The sequence below is a fragment of the Actinopolyspora biskrensis genome, from assembly GCF_013408175.1.
Classification (GTDB): Bacteria; Actinomycetota; Actinomycetes; order Mycobacteriales; family Pseudonocardiaceae; genus Actinopolyspora; species Actinopolyspora biskrensis.
The window spans coordinates 47,126-67,443 of sequence record NZ_JACBYW010000007.1; the positions used below are offsets into that span (position 1 = coordinate 47,126).

The following is a 20,318-nucleotide window of genomic DNA, read 5'->3' on the forward strand; positions in this document are numbered from 1 at the left end:
ACGATGAACACCGGATCGGCTCGGTCCGCCCGGGAACCCACTCCGGAACCGGAGCGGGAACCGGCCGGGGCGACCTCGACGAAGGAGAGCTCGTTGACCCTGGAGCGCGGTCTGAACCTGCTCCAGGCCGTGGCCGACGCGGACAGCGAGGCTCCCACGATCAGCGATCTCGCTGCGGGCGTCGGGGTCAGCCGAGCCGCGGTGTACCGCCTGCTGGGGCCGCTGCAGAGCCGCGGCCTGGTGCGCCGGGAGGGCTCCCGGGTGCGGCTGGGACTGGGCGTGCTGTGGCTGGCGGGCAAGGTCGTTCCGCAGCTGCGGTTCGCAGCCCTGCCCGCGCTGCGCGCGCTGGCGGAACGGGTGGGCGCGACCGTGCACCTGACCGTCGCCGACGGCAACGAGGCGCAGGCGATCGCGGTGGTCGAGCCCTCGTGGACGAGCTACCACATCTCCTACCGGGTGGGCACCAGGCACTCGGTGCAGCGCGGGGCGGCGGGCCGTGCGGTCGACCTCCCCGCGGACGGGCCGAAATGGGTGACCAGCACCGGCGAGTTGCAGCCCGGTGCCTACGGGGTGGCCGCTCCGGTGCGGGGTGTTCCCGGGCTGCGGGCCAGCGTCGGCGTGGTGGCGATGGAACCGCTCTCCCCGGACGAGGTGGGCCCGCTCGTGGTGCAGTGCTGCGCCTCGGTGGCCGAGGCGCTGGGGCAGTAGGGCTTCGTCGGCTCGGTCCGCAGCGGGGCGTCCCCGACGGGGTCTCTCGGTCGGGGACGGCCCGCGGGGAGGTGTGGTGTCAGCTCACCGGTTCTCGTCGGTGTCCTCGTCTTCGTGGGACTCGCCCGTCGTGTCCGTCGGCTTGTCCGGGGTGTCGCTGGTGAGGGGGAACGGGTCGAGGTTCTTGTCGAGTCCGATCGCCTGGGTGGGGTCGTAGGAGACGGACTTCGCGATCTCGCCCCGCTCGATTTTCTGTCGTTTGAGCTTTTCGAGTTCGTCACCACGCGCAGTGGGGCGGTGGAAGCGGCGGCGCAGTTCTTCGTCGTCCATGTGCTCATTCTCCCTTCGATCCCGCGTCGGTTAAGTGGATTTGCCAGGATCCCTCAGAGGTTTGGCGTACGTCGTTGACGGTGAACTGGTTGTCGTTCTTCCAGAGCACTTCGCGTTCGTCGGGGTTGATCTTTTCGAGGTCGGCGGCGTGCTCGGGCTCGTCGATGACCATCTCGACGCGCTTGAAGCCGGGCTGGTCTCCGAACATCTCCGGCGGGATCTCCTTGGAGGCGCTGGTGAACCCGGCTTCCTCGACGGTCTCGCCGGGGGTGTAGCGCTCGAGGAGTTTGGGCAGCTCCTCGGGGGAGACGTGCAGGTTCCGGTAGACGACCGGATTGTCCGGGGTCGGGGTGTGGCCGGGCAGCTTGTCCAGCCCCTCCCGGAGGTGTTCGACTTCGCGGCTCATGTACTCGCGGTCGATGGCGTCGCCGTTGCGCAGGGTGTCGTTGATCGTGGACGCGTCCCCGCCGACGTAGCGGCGCACCGCCATGGCTTCCTCGTCCGGCAGGTGGTCGAGTTCGGGATGGTCGGCGCGCAGATCGGCCACCGCCTCGTCCCAGGAGGTGCCGTAGCGGGTTTCGACGCGGCGGCGGTACTCCTCGTCACCCTTGTCCCCCGGGCCCTGGTCCCCGTCGTCGTGGTGGCGGCCGCCGGGTTCGGGAGTCCCGTCGTCGGGCGAGTCGATCCGGGACTGGCCGGGGCCATCGGGCCCCGAAGGATCGGGGGAGTCCGACTCGGGGGAGTGGGGCACCTCGGGGCCGTTCGGCGGGGAAGGACGTGTGGGTCCGTCCTCGGGCGTGTGCGGGGATCCGACCTTGTCGGTGAGGTCGGGGTGCGGTTGTGGTCCGGCCCCGGAGTCCGGAGGTGAGGGCTGGTCCGATTGGGCCCCGGGCCCGAAAGGCCGATCGGGTTGTGATCCCGGCCCGAACGGCTGGTCCGGTTGGGAACCGGGGCCGAAGGGCTGATCCGGCTGCGAGTCGGGGCCGTTCGGCGGGCCGTGCGAGGGTCCGGAGGGTGGTTGTCCCGGATCGGATGGTGGACCGTCGGTGCGTGCCCACGGAGGGGGGTTGGGGCCCGGTGGCTGCTGTGGCCCGCTCGGCGGGCCCTGCGAGCCCGGTCCGAAGGGTTGGTTGGGCTGTGAGCCGGGCCCGTTCGGCGGACCCTGCGACCCGGGACCGCTCGGCGGGCCGTGATCCTGCGGCCGTTCGGGCCGTTGAGGTGGTTGCTTCGGCTCGTTGCCCGAATCAGGTCCCGAGGGGCGGGAGTTTCCGTCCGGAACGTGCTTGCCGACGGGGCCGGTGGGGACGTCGTCCAGCTTGCCCGCGGTCTTGCCGACCTTGCCCAGACCGGATCCGACCTTGGCCGCGATGCCGCTGCCCCCGGCAGCGGTGCCGATCAGGCTCGGGATGAGGGACCCCACGGATTTGCCCGGGTCGTTCTTCCACCCGTTGATGTCGACCGACTGCTTGAGGGTGCCGTAGGGGTCGGTGACGATCGCCTCCCCCATGCTCTTCATCCGGGCGGTGTAGATCATCGGGTGCGTCTTGTTCCAGGAGTCGCCGGGGTTCATGGTGCGCAGTCCCTTGTACGTCTCGACCGCTGCGCTGCCGACGCCTTCGACGACGCTGCCGACCACGCGCCCTGCAACCTCGAAGCTGTCGACGAGGTTCTTGCGGGCGCGGGCCATCCACCCGGGCCGGTCCGGGGCGTCGCCGCTGACTCGGCCCAGCACTGCGGTGGCGTCCTGGGCCGCGCTGCGCACGTTCTGCCGGGCCCGGTCGATGAGATCCTGGTTGGCTCGTATCCGTTCCGCGGTGGGCTGCCGACACGCCCCCGGGGGGCCGGTCGACCGGTTGTTCTGCTCGGCCTCGTTCTCGGCGTCCTGCTTGGCCTGTTCCAGGTTCTCCTTCGCCGCGGCCGCGTCCTTCTTGGCGCGGCGCAGCACCTGCGCGTACTCGTCCAGGGCCTTGCCCGCATCGGTGAACGCGTCCGCGGCGGTCAGCCACTTCTTCGGCGACTGGTCCAGGTAGTCTCGCGCCGCCTCGGCGGCATCGCCCTGCCACCCGTCGGTGGTGATCGCCCGGAAGCCGTTCCCGGCCTGGTCGAAGGCCTTACCCATGGCACGGAAGTGCCCGGCCATCTCGACGAGCTTGTCGGGATCACCGGGGATGACCTCACCGTCGACCAGGCCCACCGCTTGGCCTATCGACTGGCCCCAGTCACCGATCCGCTCCTTGAGCGCGTTCCAGTCGGCACCCAACGACGACGTGTTGCTGACCATCAGAACACCTTCTCGCCCATCTGCTGGAACCAGCCGGCATCGCCCGTTTCCGCGGCGGTGGCGGCACGTTCGGAGATATCGGGAGTGGACCCGTCCTGCTGGGCCTGTTCGTAGGTCTTGGTGGGATCGCCGGTCATGACGTGGCCCACCCGGTCGAGGAACCCGCCGGCCTGCTCGTCGGCGGCGCGGTAGTTCTCGTTGGTCTCGGCCAGGGCGTCGGCGGTTTCCAGCCCGTCCTCGACGAGGTACTTCGCGCCCCACTCCCAGGACCTGCCGAACACGAGCAACGCCCCTTCGAGCTCGTCGTCACCGGCCGCGGAGGCGTTGTTGTCCACATAGCCCCGCAGCCCCCTGCCATCGTTGGCACCGACGTCGAACGGGGCGATCTTGTCGAGCTCGTCGACCGCGTCGCGCACGCCGGTTTCGGCGCGTTCCAGCTCGTCGGAATCGACCGAGAAGTGCTGGCTACCCATCGGCAGTGTCTCCGTGATCGCCGGTGTCGGGATCCAGGGCGATGGCGGCGGGCACGGTGCCGGGCACCGGCGGCAGCGCCACGGTGTGCTCGGCGGCGGGATCGAGCAGCACCCCCGTGCCGCGCGGCAGCTGGGCGAGCAGCTCGTCGAACACCTCGGCCCCGGACAGCTGCCCGTACGTGATCGACACGTCGCCGCGCTGCCCGCGCAGCGCGTAGTCGGCCAGCTGCTGGTAGTCGGAGAACACCGGCAACCACCACAGCCCGCCGGACTCGGCGGACATGACGGCAACGGTGTACCCGCTCTCGCCGTGCTCGGTCTCAACGAGCAGCGCAACGGACCGCAGCGCCTCCAGCAGCGACTCCGGGCCGTGGCCCTGCTGCACCGCCAGCGCCGCCCGGACCACCTCACCGCTCTGCCGGGAGTCCGCGTGCCCGGGTACCGGCAGGGTGCCGCTCCAGCCGTACCGGCTCATCACCCGAGCGGTCCGAGACGGTGTTCGGAATCGGACAGGCCGCTCCCGCGGTGCCGTGTCCGCAACCGGACGGTTTCCGCGCCTCTCGCGCCACGCATGATCACATTCTAGGACAACCGGGTGTTTCGGGAGGTGAACCGCGGGACATCGTTCCGCTGTTCGTGACACCTCACACGTGGCCTCTCGGGTTTTCCTGGTATTGCTCCGTTCGGACGACCGGTGAGCACGGCACTTCGGTGGGTCGGTTTTTCCGCCGGAAGGATCAGAGCGGATGGGAGGGCCTTTCTGTGCCACGAACCCATGTAGGCCGTTCCGGCGAAATTCCGCGGACACGCGCGTTCGATGTTGACTGGCCCCGGAAACGGCGGGTTGGCTCTTGCGCTGTCGAACCGCGACGTCCAACCGGGGTGGACAATGGGACTGTCATCGAGACGAGCGGGCGGTGTCCTCACCGGAGCGCTGCTCGCGATCACCACGGCCGTGGCTCCGGCGCAGGCGAATCCCACGCCGGACGAGCCCTCCGCGTCCTCCGCGGAGCACGGCCGCGGGTGCTCGCCGAACGATCCGGGGTGGGTGCTGTCGACCGGGGAGTTCGACCCCGCCTACACCAGGCACGCCTTCGTCGGCAACGGCTACCTCTCCCAGCGGGTGCCTCCCACGGGAACCGGATACGTGGCCACCGGGGGCGAAACCGGGTTCCCGCTGGAAACCCCGCGTTTCGACGGTGCCTTCGTCAGCGGGCTCCACGGCAGCGGTCCGAGCGCGCAGACCGACGAGGACAAGCACGCCATCGCCGCGATCCCCACCTGGTCCACCCTGACCGTCGACAACGGGGCCGGGACCTACGGCGCGGAAACCCCGGAAGGGCGGATCTCCGATTTCGAGCAGTCCCTCAACTTGCGCTGCGGGCTGCTGCGCACCTCGTTGACCTGGACCTCGGAGGACGGCAGGAGGACCGACCTGGTCTACGAGATCGTGGCCGACCGCTCCGAACCGCACGCGGGAGCCGTGCGGCTGCGCATGACCCCGCACTGGAGCGGACGGGCCACCGTGACGGGCGCGATCGACGGTGCCGGTGCGCGCCGGATGGAACCGACCGGCGGTGGTTCCGCGGACGGCGCCGTCCACGTCGGGTTCCGGACCGACGAGGTCGGCGAGACCGGCACGGTCGCTTCGACGCTGCGCCCCGGAGAGGCCGTGCGCGCGAGCACCACCGCGCGCGAGGATGGCGTCGCGGGCCTCGACGCCGAGCAGTCGGTCAGCTTCCGCGCGCGGCGGGGGCACAGCTACGAGTTCGGCAAGTACGTCGGAGTGGACACCTCGTTGACCTCCGCGGACCCTCGCGCCTCGGCCCTGTCCGCGGCACGGGAGGCCGCCGAGCGCGGCTGGCGGGAGCTCTTCACCGCGCACGCGGACAGTTGGCAGCGGTTGTGGCGCAGCGACATCCGCACACCGGGGCGGCCGGAGATGCAGCGATGGCTGCGCTCGAGCAAGTACGCCCTGCTGTCCAGCATCCGGCGCGGCCAGGAGAACAGCATCTCCCCGGCCGGCCTGAGCAGCGACAACTACGCCGGGCTGGTCTTCTGGGACGCCGAACTGTGGATGTATCCCGCGCTGCTGGCGCAGCACCCGCGCGTCGCCGAGTCGATCCCGGCCTACCGCGAGCGGACGCTGGGCGCCGCCGAGCGCAACGCCGAGCGAACCGGACAGCAGGGCGCTTTCTACCCGTGGACCAGCGCCGACAGCGGTGACCTCGACACCGACTGCCACAGCTGGGACCCGCCGCACTGCCTGACCCAGAACCACCTGCAGGGCGACATCGCGCTGGCCACCTGGCAGTACTACCAGGCGACCGGGGACGAGAAGTGGCTGCGCGAGCACGGCTGGCCGGTGCTGCGCGGCATCGCCGAGTACTGGGCCGGACGCGTGACGCGCAATTCCGACGGCAGCTACTCGATCAACGACGTCGCCGGACCCGACGAGTACAGCAACGGGGTGGACGACGGCGCGTTCACCAACGCGGGAGCGGCGACCGCGCTGCGCGACGCGACCAGCGCCGCCGAGGTGCTCGGCGAACCGGCCCCGGAGCGGTGGAGCCGGATCTCCGAGGGCCTGCGCGTTCCCTTCGACGAGGAGCAGGGGGTGTTCCTGCAGTACGCGGGCTACGACGGGAGCGAGATCAAACAGGCCGACACCGTGCTGCTGCAGTATCCGCTGGAGTGGCCGATGTCGGAGGAGCGGGCGAGGAACACGCTGGACTACTACGCCCAGCGCACCGACCCGGACGGCCCGGCGATGACCGACGCGGTGCACGCGATCGACGCGGCTGCGGGCGGCAGGCCCGGCTGTGTGACCAACACCTACCTGAACCGTTCGATCCGCCCCTTCGTCCGGGAACCCTTCGCCCAGTTCTCCGAGGCGCGGGGAGATCAGGCAGGTGACGACGGTGGTTCGCCCGCGTTGAACTTCCTGACCGGGAACGGCGGGTTCCTGCAGACCTTCACGCACGGCCTGACCGGGCTGCGCTGGAGGGCCGACGCGGTGCGGCTGGACCCGACGCTGCCGCCGCAGTTCCCGCGGGGCGTGGACCTGACCGGCATGAAGTGGCAGGGGCGCACCTACGACGTCCACATCGGACCGGACAGCACGCGGGTGCGGCTGCGCGACGGTGAGCCGTTCACCGTGCGCACCCCGGACGGGGAACACACGGTCGAGGAGGGGAGGCCGTTGACGATCGACACCCGGCGGCCGGACCTGGAGCCGACGGCCAACCTCGCCCGCTGCCGGACGGTCACGGCCAGCGGATCCGAGCCGGGCAAGTACGCCGAAGCGGCCGTGGACGGCAGCACGGCCACCACGTGGACCGCGGACGAGCGGCGGGCCGAGCTGACCGTGGAGCTGGACGAGCCGGCGCGGGTCGACCGGGTCGAGCCACAGTGGACCGATGTGGCCCCCGTCGAGCACCGCGTGCTCACCTCGGTGGACGGCCACCACTTCAGCGAGTTCGACCCCGAGGCGGACGGGCCGGTGCTCGCCCGCTACGTGCGGGTGGAGGTGACCGGCCCGCGAGGGGAAGGGCACTCCGGAGTCAGGGAGCTGACCGTGACCGCGCGGTGAGCGGGAGCTCCCGTGGAGTGTTCTGCGTGGTCGCTCGCTTGAGCGTGGTCGTTTCGGCGCCGCCGCGCCGGAGGGGCCCTCAAGCCGACCGAGCCGCCGGCCCTGCGGGCGAACCCTGGCACGCGGGGCGCCGCCGGTGGTACAACGAAGTCCACGCGGTCCGGCTCACACGGGACCCCACAGCAGGGACCAAGGTCCCGCCCGGGGCGGGACCTCGGTCCGCGCACGAGAGGACCAACGGACCTGTGAGCCCCCGTGAACACCGGGGAACCTGGGAACCGTGGATCTTCTCGATATCGCCAGGTGGCAGTTCGGGATCACGACGGTCTACCACTTCCTGATGGTCCCGTTGACGATCGGACTCGCGATCCTCGTCGCCGGGATGCAGACCGCGTGGTACCGCACGGGCAACGAGCGGTACCTGAAGATGACCAAGTTCTGGGGCAAGCTCATGATGGTCAACTTCGCCATGGGCGTGGTGACCGGCATCGTGCAGGAGTTCCAGTTCGGAATGGCCTGGAGCGAGTACTCCAGGTTCGTGGGCGACGTCTTCGGCGCCCCGCTGGCGATGGAGGGCATCGTCGCCTTCTTCGTCGAATCGGTCTTCCTCGGGCTGTGGATCTTCGGCTGGGACCGGCTGTCCAAACGGGTGCACCTGGCCTGCGCGTGGGCCTTCTCGCTGGCCACGGTGGCTTCGGCCTACTTCATCCTGGCCGCCAACTCCTGGATGCAGCACCCGGTCGGGGTGGAGATGGTCGACGGGCAACCACGCCTGAGCTCCATCTGGGCGGTGCTGACCAACAGCACCCTGCTCGCCGCCTTCCCGCACACGATCTTCGGCTGCTTCGCGGTGGCCGGGACCTTCGTGCTCGGCATCGCCGCGTGGAAGGTGTGGAAGCGGGACCGGGCCGGTGTTCCGCACGACGAGGACCGCAGGGTTTGGCACAAGTCCATGCGGGTCGGCGCCTGGGTGGCCGTGGTGGCCTTCGCCGGGCTGGCCGTGTCGGGTGACGTGCAGGGCAAGCTGATGTTCTCCCAGCAGCCGATGAAGATGGCCTCGGCGGAGGCGCTGTGCCACACCGAGCAGCCCGCGAGCTTCTCGGTGTTCGCCTACGGAGACGTGAGCCAGCCCGACTGCGAAGACGTCAAGAGCCTCACCGTCCCCTTCCTGCTGTCCTACCTCGCGCACGGGGACTTCAGCACCGAGGTCAAGGGCGTCCAGCAGCTCCAGCGGGAGTACGAGCAGCAGTACGGCACGAACTACCCGGACGACCCGCGGCTGGGCGAGCTCGCGGGCGAGCCGATCGACTACCGGCCGAACCTCCCCGTCACCTACTGGGGGTTCCGCTTCATGATCGGGTTCGGCGCCGTCTCGGCGCTGGCCGCCGTGGCGGTGCTGTGGTTCACGCGGAAGGGCCGTTTCCCGACGGGACGCTGGTGGGGCCCGCTGGCGCTGGCCTCTATCGCCACGCCGTTCCTGGCCAACGTCTTCGGCTGGGTGTTCACCGAGATGGGCAGGCAGCCCTTCGTCGTGGTCCCCAACCCGAACCCGTCCGGGGTGGACGGTGTTCGGATGTACACCGCGCGGGCGGTCTCCTCCGGGGTGGCACCGGGCGAGATGCTCACCTCGCTGATCGCGCTGACCTCCGTCTACGCGGTGCTGCTCGTCGTCGAGGTGTTCCTGATGGTGCGCTACGCGCGCGGCGGGTTCGAGGCGGTCATGCCCCCGAAGCACTCCGACGACGGGGGAGACGACTCCGATTCGGATGAATCCGATGTGCTGTCCTTCGCGTACTAGGCCCGCCGAAGCACCGCGATGCGCGACCGGGCTGCGGCCCGCGCGCCGGAGCCCGGCCGCGGGAGCGCCCTCCGCGCCGCCCCGTTCGACCACCGCCGGAGTGAGCTGATGGATCTGCCGACTTTCTGGTTCTGCGTTATCGCCCTGCTCTGGCTGGGATACCTCTTCCTGGAGGGATTCGACTTCGGGGTGGGGATGCTGCTGCCGGTCCTGGGGCGCGGGGAAGCCGAGCGCCGCGTGCTGATCAACACGATCGGTCCGGTGTGGGACGGCAACGAGGTGTGGCTGATCGTGGCGGGCGGCTCCATGTTCGCCGCTTTCCCCGGGTGGTACGCCTCCCTGTTCAGCACCGCCTACCTCCCGCTGACCGTGCTGCTGATCGTGCTCATCGGCAGGGGAGTGGCCTTCGAGTACCGGGGCAAAGTGGACACCGCCCGGTGGCGGAGGTCCTGGGACGCGGTCATCGTGCTGGCCTCCTGGGCGGCCCCGCTGATGGTCGGCCTGATGCTGTCGGCGACCGTGTTCGGGCTCCCGCTGGACGCCAACGGCGACAGGGTGGGAAGCCCGCTGGTCATCCTGACCTGGCCGAACGTCCTCGGGGCCGTGTCAGTGCTCGCGTTCTCGCTGCTGCACGGAGCGGCCTTCCTCGCCCTGAAGACCGAGGGCGATGTGCGGGCGCGCGCCCAGCGGTTCGCGCTGATCCTGGGAGTGCCGCTGCTGGCCCCGCTCGTCGCGCTGCTGCTGGTGGCGCAGCTGCGGGAGGGCGCGAGCTGGACCTGGATCCCGCTGCTGATCTCCCTAGCGGCCGGACTCGCCGCCCTGGCCCGTCAGGCGAGGTCCCGGGACGGTCAGGCGTTCACCCTGCAGGGAATCGCGCTGGCCGGAGCCGTGGTCACCCTGTTCGGCGCGCTGTGGCCGAACGTGCTCCCGTCCACCATCACCCCGGAGTGGTCGCTTTCCGTGGCCGAAACCGCCTCCAGCCCCTACACGCTGACCGTGGTGAGCTGGGTGGCGGCCTTCGGGACCCCGGCCGTGCTGATCTACCAGGGTTGGACCTACTGGGTCTTCCGGAAGCGGATAGGGACCAAGCACATCCCCCCGATCCACGCTCCTTAGCGAGTCGGCGGCTCGGCTTGCTTGGCGGTGCGGGTGGCGGAACCTCTCGCGGGCTCTCGCTCCGGGTGCCCGACATCGAGTAGCCACCTACGCCACGTCGGGCCTTCCTCGCGAGAGCACCGCGGGAGAACCCGCGGCGGTGCCGACTGCTCGGTTGGTTGTACGCGGCTGCGCCGCTTTGAAACCAGGCCGGAGCCGCTGTGCGGGACCGCCAGGAAAACGTTTGAGGAGGGGCGGTTGAGAATTCCGAACCCCGTGCGCCCCCGAACGGGAGACGCCGATCCGTCCGCGCTGAGCAGCGGCCCGCTCGGGGCGCTGCCGCACCTGTCCGCGTCGACCCGCCGCGCGCTCGCCGCGTCCGGACTGCTCGCCCTGGTGAACGCGCTGGCACTCGTGGTGCAGGCGTGGGCGCTGGCGAGCTCCCTGGCCGATGTGGTCCTGCGCGGCTTCGGAGCGGACGGGATCGCGCCCCGGCTCGGCGTGCTCTGCTGCGCGGTGCTGGCGCGAGCCGTGCTGAGCTGGGCGACCGAGAGCGTCTCGGCGCGGGCCGCCGCGGGCGCCAAGGAGGAGTTGCGGGCCCTGCTGCTGGACTCGGCGCTGCGGCGCGGTCCGGAGTGGATAGACGGGTACGGCGCCGCCGAACTGACCACACTGGCCACCAAGGGGCTGGACTCGCTCGACGCCTACTTCACCAGGTACCTGCCCGCCCTGGTGACCGCCGCGGTCGTCCCCCCGGTGATCGGAGCGCGGATCCTGGTGGCCGACTGGCCCGCTGCCGTGACGATCCTGCTCACCGTCCCCCTGATCCCGCTGTTCGCCTGGCTGGTCGGGCGCTACACGGAAGGCCGGACCAAACGTGCCGCCGACTCCCTGCAACGCATGTCCGGCCACCTGCACGAACTGGTGCGCGCGCTGCCGGTGCTCACCGCCTTCGGCAGGGCGAAGGCCCAGGGCGAGGCGGTGCGCCGGGTCAGCGAGCAGCACAGGCGCCGGGGGGTGAGCACCCTGCGCATCGCCTTCCTGTCCGCGCTGGTGCTGGAGCTGTGCTCCTCGCTCTCGGTGGCGCTGGTGGCCGTCGGCATCGGGATGCGGCTGGTCTCCGGAGAGCTTCCCCTGGAAACGGGGTTGCTGGTGCTGGTGCTGGCGCCCGAGTGCTACCTGCCGCTGCGCGCGGCCGGAGCGGCCCACCACGCCAGCGAGGACGGGCTGGAAGCGGTGCGCCGCGTCGAACTGGTCCGCGCCGAACGCCCGCGCGGGCCCGAGCGCGAGCCGGGAGCGCGGCGGTGGCCGGACGAGTGGCCCGCCGACGCGCGGCTGTCCGTGAACGGGCTCAGCGTGCTCCGGCGCGGAACCAGCACCCCCGACGGCCTGAGCTTCACCGCCGGACCCGGCGAGATCCTGCGCCTGGAAGGCTTCGCCGGGATCGGACCGAGCGGAAGCGGCAAGTCCACCACGATCGCCGCGCTACTCGGATTCGTCACCCCGGACAGGGGGAGCCTGCACTACGGCGGGGTCGAGATAGACGACCCCGCCGCGGACCGGTGGCGCTCGCTGCTCGCCTGGATCCCGCAGCACCCCGTGTTCTCCGGGGGAACCGTCGAGGACGAACTGCTGCTCGCCGTGACCGACCAGCCCGCGGGAACATCGGCCCACCTGGAGCGGGCGCTGGACTCCTCAGGGGCCGGGCACCTGCGGAACCGCCCGGTCGACACGCTGTCCACGGGGGAACGTCAGCGGGTGGCGGTTGCCCGTGCGCTGCTGCGGCTGCGCGGCGGTGCCCGGATCCTGCTGGCCGACGAGCCCACCGCGCACCTCGACACGGCCACGGCGGGCCGGGTCGAGACCGCGATTCACGAGGCGGCCTCGGCAGGGGCCGTGGTCGTGCTGGCCAGCCACCGGAGGGCGAGCCCGCGGTCCCGAGAACCGGAGGCGCGCGAGCACGAGGCCGCGGGTGCCCCGGAAGGGGAGCTCCACGGGGGAGCGCGGCTCCGCGACCTGGTCACCGCGCGCGGTCTCGGAGGTGCCGGGCTGGGAGTGCTCTCCCTGATGTCGGGGGTGGCGCTGACCGCGACCTCCGCGTGGTTGATCGCGCGGGCGGCGCAACAGCCACCGGTGCTGACCCTGAGCGTCGCGGCGGTGGGGGTGCGCACCTTCGCGCTCTCGCGCGCCGTGCTGCGCTACACCGAAAGGCTGCTCACCCACGACGCGGCGTTCCGGCTCGCAGGGGGGCTGCGCCGCGCGCTCTGGGAGGGGCTGGTGCGGCTGGGACCTGCCCGGGCGGCCGCGCTCGCCAGGGGTGAGGGGGCCGCCAGGCTCGTGGACGACACGGACACCGTGCGCGACCTCGTTCCCCGCGTGTTCGTGCCCCCGCTGATCGCGGCGGGCGTGGGTGGTGGGGCCGTCGTGCTGCAGGCCCTGGTGCTGCCCTCCGCCGGAGCGCTGCTCGCAGTGGCACTGCTCGCGGCCGGGCTCGCCGGTCCGGCGGTGGCGCTCGCGGTGCAGCGCCGTGCCGCGGCCGCCGTCGCGGAGGGACGGCGCGAGGTTTCCACACGTGTGCTGGGGCTGCTGGAGGCCGCGGCCGAGCTGCTGTCGTTCGGGGCCGCGGGCTCCCGCAGGGCCGAGCTCGCCGAGGCGGACTCGGAGCTCGCGGCCAGAGCCAGGCGCGTGGCGGCGGGAGAGGGAGCGGCCGGGGCGGTCGTCACCCTGTTCATGGGGACCGCCGTCGTCGGCTGCACCGCCCTGGCCGCGCGTGCCGTGGCTCGGGGCGGGCTCGCCCCCGAGCTCGCGCCGCTGCTGGCGCTGGTCCCGCTGGCCGCGACCGAGGCGGTGTCCGAACTGCCCGCGGCCGCCCAGCGGTGGCGACCGCTGCGGGCGGCCCGGGAACGGCTGGCCCCGCTGCTCGCGGACTCCCGCGGAACGGTCCCGGACGGTGCGGCGGACCGGGAGGGGACCTCCGGCGCACGCGCGGGCGGGTCGGCCCTCCCGAACGAGCCCACCGCCGCGGGCGAGGTGCGGCTGGACGGGGTGGACGTGCGCTGGCCCGGAGCTTCGGCCCCGGCGCTGCGGGAGGTGACGCTGCGCGTGCCACCGGGGACGCACGTGGCCGTCGTCGGCGAGTCCGGCCGCGGGAAGTCCACGCTGCTCGCGCTGCTGGCCGGGCTGCTGGCCCCCGAGGTCGGGACGGCGAACGCGGCCGGGCGGGTCTCCTGGTGCCCGCAGGACCCGCAGCTGGTGTCGACCACCGTGCGGGAGAACCTGCGGCTGGCCGACCCGGAGGCCGACGACGAGCGGATGGCGGGCGCGCTGCGCTCGGCGGCGTTGCCGGACTGGGCCGGACGGCTGGACGAGGTCCTCGGAACCGGCGGGACGCAGCCCTCCGGTGGCCAGGCGCGACGCCTCGCGCTGGCGCGGGCGCTGCTGGTGCCCGGCCCCGAGCTGGTGCTGCTCGACGAGCCGACGGCCCACCTCGACGTGGACACGGCCGACGAGCTCTCCACGAGGCTGCGCGACGAGCTGCGCGGGCGCACGGTCGTGCGAGTCACGCACAGGGAGTGCGAGGCCGCCGAGGCCGACCTGGTGCTGCGCGTGACGGAGGGCGGGCGCGTCGAGGAGGAAGGAGCCCCTGCCGAACGGGGGAGCAACGACGAACGCGGAGTGGGGAGGAACCGGACCGAGCCGTCCCTGTGACTTTGCTCGTCTTTCACCGCCGCGCAGCGGACTCGGCGGGCCACGGGGCCTAGTCTCGTGGTTGTCATGGATTCAACGCTGGCCAGGCGGATGCTCGCGGCCTCGACCGAGATCACCCAGGCGGCTCTCGCCTCGGAGGACCCGGACGCCGTGCTCCCCCTGATCGTGCGCCGCGCCGTCGCGCTCACCGAGGCCGACCTCGGCCTGCTGATGGTCCGCGACGAGCAGGACAACCTCACGGTCGAGGCCTCCTACGTCGGCCCCCAGGCCGCGGGCCCGCCGACCGATCCCGTCGGCGCGGTGCTCTCCCCGCACTCGGCCGCCTCCCACGTCGCCCACAACGGGGTGCCGGTGGTCGTGGACGATCTCATCGACGACCCGCTGACCGCGCCCTACGTCCCCCGGGCGCTGCGCGTGTACGGCCCGTTCGCCGTGGCCCCCTTCGGCACCCGCGAGCGCCGCCTGGGGTCCCTGGCGGTCTACCGCAGGAGAAGCGCCGATCCCTTCACGAGAGTGACCGTCGACCTGCTGACCTCGTTCGCCGCCCAGGCCGGGCTGGCCCTGGTGCTGGCCGAGGGGTCGACGGCGCGACAGCGCATCGCCGTCTACCAGGAACGGGAGTGGATCGCCCGTGACCTGCACGACGTGATCGTGCAGCGGCTCTACGGGGCGGGGGTGCAGCTGAACGTGCTGGGGCGCAGGCTGTCCGACCGGCTCGGCGACGAGGACGCGAAACGGCTCACCGACGTGACCGACCAGATCGACCAGACCATCGCCGAGGTCCGTGCCACGGTGCGCACCCTCACCTCCTCCGACCCGGAACGGTCCGAGCAGCCTCCGGAACTGGCGGACTCGCTGCGTTCGGAGGTCCGCATCGCGGGGGAGCTGCTGGGCTGGTCCCCCGAACTGGAGCTGGACGGCGAGCTCGACGACGTGCCCGTCGTGGTGGCCGACCACGCGCGTGCCGCCCTGCGGGAAGCCCTGTCGAACGTGGTGCGGCACTCCGGGGCCCGCGCGGTGTCGGTGCGGGTGCGCCGCACCGGAACGGGGTTGCTGCTGCGGGTCGTCGACGACGGATGCGGAATACCGCACGACGTGAGCAAGCGCGGACTGCGCAACATGGAGGAACGCGCGGTGGCCGCCGGAGGGCACTGCACGATCGAGTCCTCACCGGACAGCGGGAGTGCCGTGACCTGGGAAGTCCCCCTGTCCGCGGGGTAGTGGTCTTCGGCGGCTCGGGTTGCTCGGGTGGTTGCGTGGCGGCTCAGCCCCGGTGGCGGGCGTACCAGGCCGCGGCCTGGGTGCGGCGCTCCATCCCGAGCTTGGCCAGCACCGAGGTCACGTAGTTCTTGACGGTCTTCTCCGCCAGGAACAGCCGTTCCGCTATCTCGCGGTTGCTCAGCCCCTCCCCGATCAGTTCCAGCACGCGGTGCTCCTGCTCGGTCAGGTTCCCGAGCTCGTCGGGTTCGCCGCCGACCCCCTCGCGCAGGCGGTCCAACACCCTCCTGGTGGTCACCGGGTCCAGTAGCGAACGCCCCGCGGCCACCTCGCGCACGGCGTTGATCAGGTCGTGGCCGCGCACCTGCTTGAGCAGGTACCCCGAAGCCCCCACGTTGATCGCCCCGACGAGCGCCTGCTCGTCGTCGAAAGCCGTGAGCACCAGGCAGTGGGGTGGAGCGTCCGAGTCACGCAGCCTGCGACACAGATCGAGCCCGTCACCGTCCGGCAGGCGCATGTCGACGACGGCGACGTCCGGCCGGTCGGCTCCCGCGCGGACGAGGGCTTCGTCCACTCCTCCGGCCTCACCGACGACCTCGACGTCCTCCTCGGTGTCCAGCAGGTCGCGCAGACCCCTGCGAACGACTTCGTGGTCGTCGACGAGCAGTACACGTACCGGCACGCCCGCAACGCTACTGGCAAGGAAACCGTCGTGCGTCGGGCAGGGGCCCGGACGGCTGACGCGGCGCGCCCAGCCGGAACGGGCCGTTCGACGGTGTCACCTGCCGGGCACGTGGCACTTGCCCTTCCGCCCCTTGCCGTTGCCGACGGCGTGATGGGTCTGCTCGGCCACCCGGTGCGCACCGTGCCGGGCCCGGTACCCGACCGAGGGCTTGCCCTTGGTGTCCACGGCCGTGGTGAGCAGCCCGCCCAGCAGTCCGAGATTCTTGAGGAAGTGTATTCGCTGGCCCGCCCGCTGCTCCGGGTCGGAGTACTCCCAGAAGGCGTGCCCGGCCAGCGTGGTCGGGACCAGACTGCAGCTGAGCAGCAGCGCGGAGAACCTGGGGAACTTGCCGAGCGCCAGCAGCACCCCCGCGCCGATCTTGACCCCGGCGTCGATCTTGACCAGCGTTTCGGTGTCGGTGGGGACCTGGTCGGGGAGAGTGCCCTGGACCGGGGCGGTGGCACGTTCCACGACCGGGGCCGCGCCCTGGGCATGGCCCTTCGGGTCGCGGAACGCTCCGATGCCACCTTGGATGAAGACCGAGGCCAACAACGGCCGCGCGAGCCTGCGGACCAACATCGGCGAACCTCCTGTAGCCGGCGACGTGTCGAGGTTACGCTCTCGGATCCTCACGCGCCCGACCGGAAGAGAGGGGCGGCGGCCCGGTTTGCCCGGGTGGTTGCGTGGGGGAACCCCAGCCGGGTCTCGCTGCGGGATCCTCGACATCGAGCAGGCATCACCCCACGTCGGGGCCGCCCTCGCGAGAGCCGTGACCGAGCCCCCGGCGGTGCCGGTCGATCGGGTGATCACAAGCGGCTGCACCGCTTGTTCGACGAGCGACGCAACCGAGCGAGCCCCGAGGACGAGAACCGCGGGCGGGGCGGGGATCAGCGGCTGTGGGCCCGGACGAACACTTCGTCCCAGGCCGCGGCGACCTGCTTCGCGCACAGTTCCGGCGCGGCCCCGCCCACTCCGGTTCCGAGCCCGGGCAGCGCTATGGAACGGACGACCTGGCGGACCGGGGTCCCGTTGTCGAGCACCGCGCCGGACCACAGCCGCAGCATGGCCCGCGCCGCCAGATAGGGGTGCACCGTGTCGGCCGGGAGCTTCTCCCCCGGCTCGCGCATCGTGGGCGCGCTTATCAGCCAGGCGGGCACCCGGGAACCCGTGGGCACCAGCAGCGCCTCCCCGACGGGGAGCTCACCGCCGTGGTAGGCGAGCACCGCACTGCGCACCTGCTGTTCCACATCGGGGAACGCGTTCGCGTAGGCGGCGTCTATGCCCCCGCGCATCCATCCGTAGGAATTCGCCGGGCTGACGACGGCGTCCACTCGGTTGTCGAGTACCGAACCGTGATGCACGCTGACGCCGTCCCGACCGTCGGCGACCTCGTTCCAGGCTGCGGCCAGCGGCTCGTCCAATGCGCACAGGACCAGTCGCAGCTCCGGCTCCGCCCCGTGTCTCGAGCGCTCCGAATCCGCGGTCACGTACACAGCATCGCAGGAAATGCCACGTTCGCGTAATTGGGTAGCTCACACTTGGGGGGCATGATCTTCACCACCGCCTTCCCCCGTTCCGGTGGGGAGCTCCGCGAGAGGGTTGTCATCGGGGAGGGGGACGTGCTTCGCCCCGGCCGCGCGGAAGCACGTCCGGGGCCGGGGGACGGCGTCCCGCCGGTAGCCGTTCGGGGACCGGGGGAGACGGGCGGGTGCGTGACGCCCGTAACCTGAGCGCGTGCCCAGAATCGCCTATCTCGGTCCGCCGGGGACGTTCGCCGAACAGGCGAGCCGCGCCTTGACGGAGGAAACCACCCCCGAGCTGGTCCCCCGCGAGTCCATCAGGTCGGCGCTGGACGCGGTGCGCGGCGGCGAGGCGTTCGCGGCCGGGGTTCCGGTGGAGAACTCGGTGGAGGGGGCGGTCTCGGCGACCCTGGACGGGCTCGCCTCGGGAGAACCCCTCGTCGCCGTGGCCGAGACGGTGCTGCCGGTCCGCTTCGACGTGCTGGTGCGGCGGGGAAGCTCGGCGCGGGACGTGACCTCGGTGGCCAGCCATCCGCACGCCCTGGCCCAGGTCCGCCGCTGGGTGGCGGAACGGCTCCCCGGAGCGGGAACCGTGCCGACCTCCTCCACGGCGGCGGCCGCCGAGGAGGTCGAGACGGGCTCGGCCGATGCGGCCGTGGTCGCCCCCGTCGCCGCGCAGCACCATCCCGAGCTGGTCCCGCTGGCCCGCGGGGTCGCCGATGTGGACGACGCGGCGACGCGGTTCCTGCTGATCCGCGGCCCGGGGCCGCTGCCCGAGCCGACCGGGGCCGACCGGACCTCGATCGCCGTGGTCGCGCACGACGAGGTGGGCACGCTGGGGGAGGTGCTGTCCGAGCTCGCGCTGCGCGGGATCAACCTGAGTCGCATCGAGTCCCGCCCGACGGTGGACGGGCTCGGCACGTACCGCTTCTTCCTGGACCTGGACGGGCACGTGGCCGACGCGCGCGTCGGGGACGCGTTGGCCGGGCTGCACCGCCGCTGCTCCGAGGTGCGCTTCCTCGGGTCCTTCCCCAAGGCGGGGCGTGAGCCGGTCAACGCGCGTCCCTCCGCCTCCGAGCAGGCCTTCCGGGAATCCGCGGCCTGGCTGGAGCGGGTGCGCTCAGGACGCCTGGATTCTTGAGGGTTTCCCGGCTCGGTTTGCTTGGCGGGTCACTTGGCGGGAAGCGGCGGAGCCGGTTGCGTGGGCGGTGCGCTTCGGCGCTGCCCGCGCCGAAGGCCCCGAGAACTTCCGGTGGAAGGTTCCGTTCAGCGTGGGCGCTTCGAGCCCGAGCAGGACGAGGAGCTCCGGTGCGTGAGTCGGATGCATCGCACGGCCGGGCCGCCGCCCCCTTCCTCCGCAGTCACCCCCAACCGAGGGCGTGCAGCTTCGCGTCGTCGATGCCGAAGTGGTGCGCGAGCTCGTGAACCACGGTCACGGCGACCTCGTCGATCACCTCCCGCTCGTCGGAGCACATCTCCAGCAGCGGGTCGCGGTAGATGGTGATCCGATCCGGCAGCACCCCGCCGTAGGTGCTGTCCCGCTCGGTCAGCGCGACCCCCTCGTACAGGCCCAGCAGCGAGTCGTCCTCGGGGTGGTGGTCCTCCACGAGCACGACGACGTTGTTCAGCTCGGCCATGAGCTCGCCCGGGACCCGGTCCAGGGCGTCGCCCACGAGTTCCTCGAAGCGCTGGCGGGTCATCTCGACTGGCACTGTCGCATCACCTCGTGCCGGTGGCCGGTACGCCGGGGGTGGGGGAAGTGGTCGGGGCGGGCTGGTCGGAGATCGACACCTCGGCGGCCACGCTACCGGTCACCGGGGAGAAGCCGTCGTCCTCCTCCTGGGGAGCCGCGACCTTGCAGTTGACCTTGCGGGAACCGGCCTGCCAGCTCTGCTTCTCGAGGTTGTCCCAGTACAGCGCCAGTCCCTTGTCCTCGGCGGCGTTCTTGCTGCCCGCGTAGTCCTTCAGCCGCTCCTGGCAGGTGGTGATCAGGTACTTGTCCTGGTCCTCCGTGGCGGGGAACCCCCCGTCGAACTCCTCGCTCAGGTCGGCGACGCCGACGATCTCCACGGAGTGCTGCTCCGAGCACTCCACCGGGGAGGACAGCGAGGTGCCGCTGATGCCGAGGCAGGTCCCCACCTCGTAGGTGTCGGACTGGTCGAGCTCGGCAACCTCGTCGTTGAACCTGTACAGCTTCCCCGCCGGGCCGGGCTGTTGCAGCGCGCAGTGCAGCGTGCGATCGCCGTTCTGCCAGCTCTCCCGGCTCGGGAGGAAGGCGCTGACCTCGAACCTGCCGTTCGGGTCGAACCGGTCGTCGAGGTACCGGCGAGCCACGTCGGTGCAGCGCTTCGTCTTGATCTCGTTGAACACCTCGGTGCTGGGGAAGGGGGCGTCCGGACCGAAGCGCGCCCACACTTCACTCTTTCCGGTCATCTCGAAAAGGTGTGGTTCCGAACAGTTCACCTTGCGGAGGTCACTGGCGTCCGGCTCGGTCCAGTTCAGACACGTTCCCGCCGCGGCTTCGAACGGCGGGGGCGGTGCGGCGCTCGTCCGCTGCTCACCCACCCCCGACCGGGGGGCGTCCGAAGACGGCCAGTTCAACGCCGCTGCGACGGTGAAAACCAGCAGAGCACCGAGAACGGCCGATATCATCACCAGCCGGGCGCTCGCGGAGTCGCGTCGCGCGCGTCTCCCCTCCGAGGGGCGCGTCGAGTCGGACCGCTGGTCCTGCTGTGCGGGTTCGGGGGACTCGGCCATCACCTTCCATACTGCCTGCACCTCGTGCGGGGCGCTCAAGCAAGGGTGCTGCCCGGGCGGGGAGTTGCGCACCGGAGCTCCGTGGAAGCACCCAGGCTCGCTCGCCGGCCCGTC

At 71.6% G+C, this 20,318-nt stretch carries 16 protein-coding genes; 7 read left to right on the forward strand and 9 right to left on the reverse strand.

Annotation, left to right across the window (positions count from 1 at the left end):
- The first annotated feature begins 3 nt into the window (after positions 1 to 3).
- Positions 4 to 708, forward strand: a complete 705-nt coding sequence (locus FHR84_RS18005) for an IclR family transcriptional regulator (RefSeq protein WP_017972750.1) — start codon at positions 4 to 6, stop codon at positions 706 to 708.
- Positions 709 to 792: 84 nt separating this feature from the next.
- Here the strand turns inward: FHR84_RS18005 and FHR84_RS18010 are convergent, their stop codons facing one another.
- The 4 genes from FHR84_RS18010 to FHR84_RS18025 are packed head-to-tail and all read right to left on the reverse strand — an operon-like array spanning position 793 to position 4,267.
- Entirely contained in the window at positions 793 to 1,038 is a 246-nt protein-coding gene (locus tag FHR84_RS18010; protein WP_179536721.1) for a hypothetical protein, read from the reverse strand.
- Positions 1,039 to 1,042: 4 nt separating this feature from the next.
- On the reverse strand, positions 1,043 to 3,319 hold the full coding sequence (locus FHR84_RS18015; protein ID WP_179536722.1) for a putative T7SS-secreted protein: 2,277 nt from the start codon (positions 3,317 to 3,319) through the stop codon (positions 1,043 to 1,045).
- A complete protein-coding gene (locus tag FHR84_RS18020) occupies positions 3,319 to 3,792 on the reverse strand; it encodes a hypothetical protein (protein ID WP_179536723.1) in 474 nt (157 codons plus the stop codon). Before FHR84_RS18020 ends, FHR84_RS18015 begins: the two co-directional genes overlap by 1 nt.
- Positions 3,785 to 4,267, reverse strand: coding sequence for an SseB family protein (locus FHR84_RS18025; RefSeq protein WP_179536724.1), 483 nt, complete (start codon positions 4,265 to 4,267; stop codon positions 3,785 to 3,787). Before FHR84_RS18025 ends, FHR84_RS18020 begins: the two co-directional genes overlap by 8 nt.
- 414 nt (positions 4,268 to 4,681) lie before the next feature.
- On the opposite strand from FHR84_RS18025, the gene FHR84_RS18030 reads away from it, so the two are divergent.
- The 5 genes from FHR84_RS18030 (at position 4,682) to FHR84_RS18050 (ending at position 15,206) form a co-directional block, all read left to right on the forward strand.
- On the forward strand, positions 4,682 to 7,384 hold the full coding sequence (locus tag FHR84_RS18030; protein ID WP_179536725.1) for a glycosyl hydrolase family 65 domain-containing protein: 2,703 nt from the start codon (positions 4,682 to 4,684) through the stop codon (positions 7,382 to 7,384).
- Between the two features lie 280 nt (positions 7,385 to 7,664).
- Positions 7,665 to 9,182 carry a cytochrome ubiquinol oxidase subunit I gene (locus tag FHR84_RS18035; protein ID WP_179536726.1) on the forward strand — a complete coding sequence of 506 codons (1,518 nt, stop codon included), beginning with the start codon at positions 7,665 to 7,667 and terminating at the stop codon, positions 9,180 to 9,182.
- Between the two features lie 108 nt (positions 9,183 to 9,290).
- A complete protein-coding gene (gene cydB / locus FHR84_RS18040) occupies positions 9,291 to 10,298 on the forward strand; it encodes a cytochrome d ubiquinol oxidase subunit II (RefSeq protein WP_179536727.1) in 1,008 nt (335 codons plus the stop codon).
- A gap of 243 nt (positions 10,299 to 10,541) precedes the next feature.
- Entirely contained in the window at positions 10,542 to 13,985 is a 3,444-nt protein-coding gene (gene cydD / locus FHR84_RS18045; protein WP_425489963.1) for a thiol reductant ABC exporter subunit CydD, read from the forward strand.
- Positions 13,986 to 14,051: 66 nt separating this feature from the next.
- Positions 14,052 to 15,206 (forward strand): GAF domain-containing sensor histidine kinase, encoded by a 1,155-nt coding sequence (locus FHR84_RS18050; protein WP_179536728.1) that lies wholly within the window; start codon positions 14,052 to 14,054, stop codon positions 15,204 to 15,206.
- 43 nt (positions 15,207 to 15,249) lie between these two features.
- Here FHR84_RS18050 and FHR84_RS18055 read toward each other — a convergent pair whose 3' ends face one another.
- The 3 genes from FHR84_RS18055 to FHR84_RS18065 all read right to left on the reverse strand — a co-directional run bounded on the left by FHR84_RS18055 (position 15,250) and on the right by FHR84_RS18065 (position 17,414).
- Complete coding sequence (locus FHR84_RS18055) at positions 15,250 to 15,885, reverse strand: response regulator (RefSeq protein ID WP_179536729.1); 636 nt, start codon at positions 15,883 to 15,885, stop codon at positions 15,250 to 15,252.
- 96 nt (positions 15,886 to 15,981) lie between these two features.
- Complete coding sequence (locus tag FHR84_RS18060) at positions 15,982 to 16,506, reverse strand: DoxX family protein (protein ID WP_179536730.1); 525 nt, start codon at positions 16,504 to 16,506, stop codon at positions 15,982 to 15,984.
- A 308-nt stretch (positions 16,507 to 16,814) separates the two neighbouring features.
- Positions 16,815 to 17,414, reverse strand: coding sequence for a macro domain-containing protein (locus FHR84_RS18065; RefSeq protein ID WP_179536731.1), 600 nt, complete (start codon positions 17,412 to 17,414; stop codon positions 16,815 to 16,817).
- Between the two features lie 247 nt (positions 17,415 to 17,661).
- Between FHR84_RS18065 and pheA the strand changes: the two genes are divergently transcribed.
- The gene (pheA, locus tag FHR84_RS18070; RefSeq protein WP_179536732.1) at positions 17,662 to 18,588 is read left to right on the forward strand and encodes a prephenate dehydratase; all 927 of its coding nucleotides are present in this window, start codon (positions 17,662 to 17,664) and stop codon (positions 18,586 to 18,588) included.
- A 220-nt stretch (positions 18,589 to 18,808) separates the two neighbouring features.
- Here pheA and FHR84_RS18075 read toward each other — a convergent pair whose 3' ends face one another.
- Positions 18,809 to 19,159 carry a metallopeptidase family protein gene (locus FHR84_RS18075; RefSeq protein WP_179536733.1) on the reverse strand — a complete coding sequence of 117 codons (351 nt, stop codon included), beginning with the start codon at positions 19,157 to 19,159 and terminating at the stop codon, positions 18,809 to 18,811.
- Positions 19,160 to 19,166: 7 nt separating this feature from the next.
- Positions 19,167 to 20,243 carry a septum formation family protein gene (locus FHR84_RS18080; RefSeq protein ID WP_246300761.1) on the reverse strand — a complete coding sequence of 359 codons (1,077 nt, stop codon included), beginning with the start codon at positions 20,241 to 20,243 and terminating at the stop codon, positions 19,167 to 19,169.
- Positions 20,244 to 20,318: the final 75 nt, after the last annotated feature.

Coding starts and splice junctions, on each gene's coding strand:
- FHR84_RS18015 (WP_179536722.1), bottom strand. CDS start 3,319: ATGGTCAGCAACACGTCGTCGTTGGGTGCCGACTGGAACGCGCTCAAG.
- cydB (WP_179536727.1), top strand. CDS start 9,291: ATGGATCTGCCGACTTTCTGGTTCTGCGTTATCGCCCTGCTCTGGCTG.
- FHR84_RS18030 (WP_179536725.1), top strand. CDS start 4,682: ATGGGACTGTCATCGAGACGAGCGGGCGGTGTCCTCACCGGAGCGCTG.
- FHR84_RS18005 (WP_017972750.1), top strand. CDS start 4: ATGAACACCGGATCGGCTCGGTCCGCCCGGGAACCCACTCCGGAACCG.
- FHR84_RS18020 (WP_179536723.1), bottom strand. CDS start 3,792: ATGGGTAGCCAGCACTTCTCGGTCGATTCCGACGAGCTGGAACGCGCC.
- FHR84_RS18050 (WP_179536728.1), top strand. CDS start 14,052: ATGGATTCAACGCTGGCCAGGCGGATGCTCGCGGCCTCGACCGAGATC.
- FHR84_RS18010 (WP_179536721.1), bottom strand. CDS start 1,038: ATGGACGACGAAGAACTGCGCCGCCGCTTCCACCGCCCCACTGCGCGT.
- FHR84_RS18025 (WP_179536724.1), bottom strand. CDS start 4,267: ATGAGCCGGTACGGCTGGAGCGGCACCCTGCCGGTACCCGGGCACGCG.
- FHR84_RS18060 (WP_179536730.1), bottom strand. CDS start 16,506: ATGTTGGTCCGCAGGCTCGCGCGGCCGTTGTTGGCCTCGGTCTTCATC.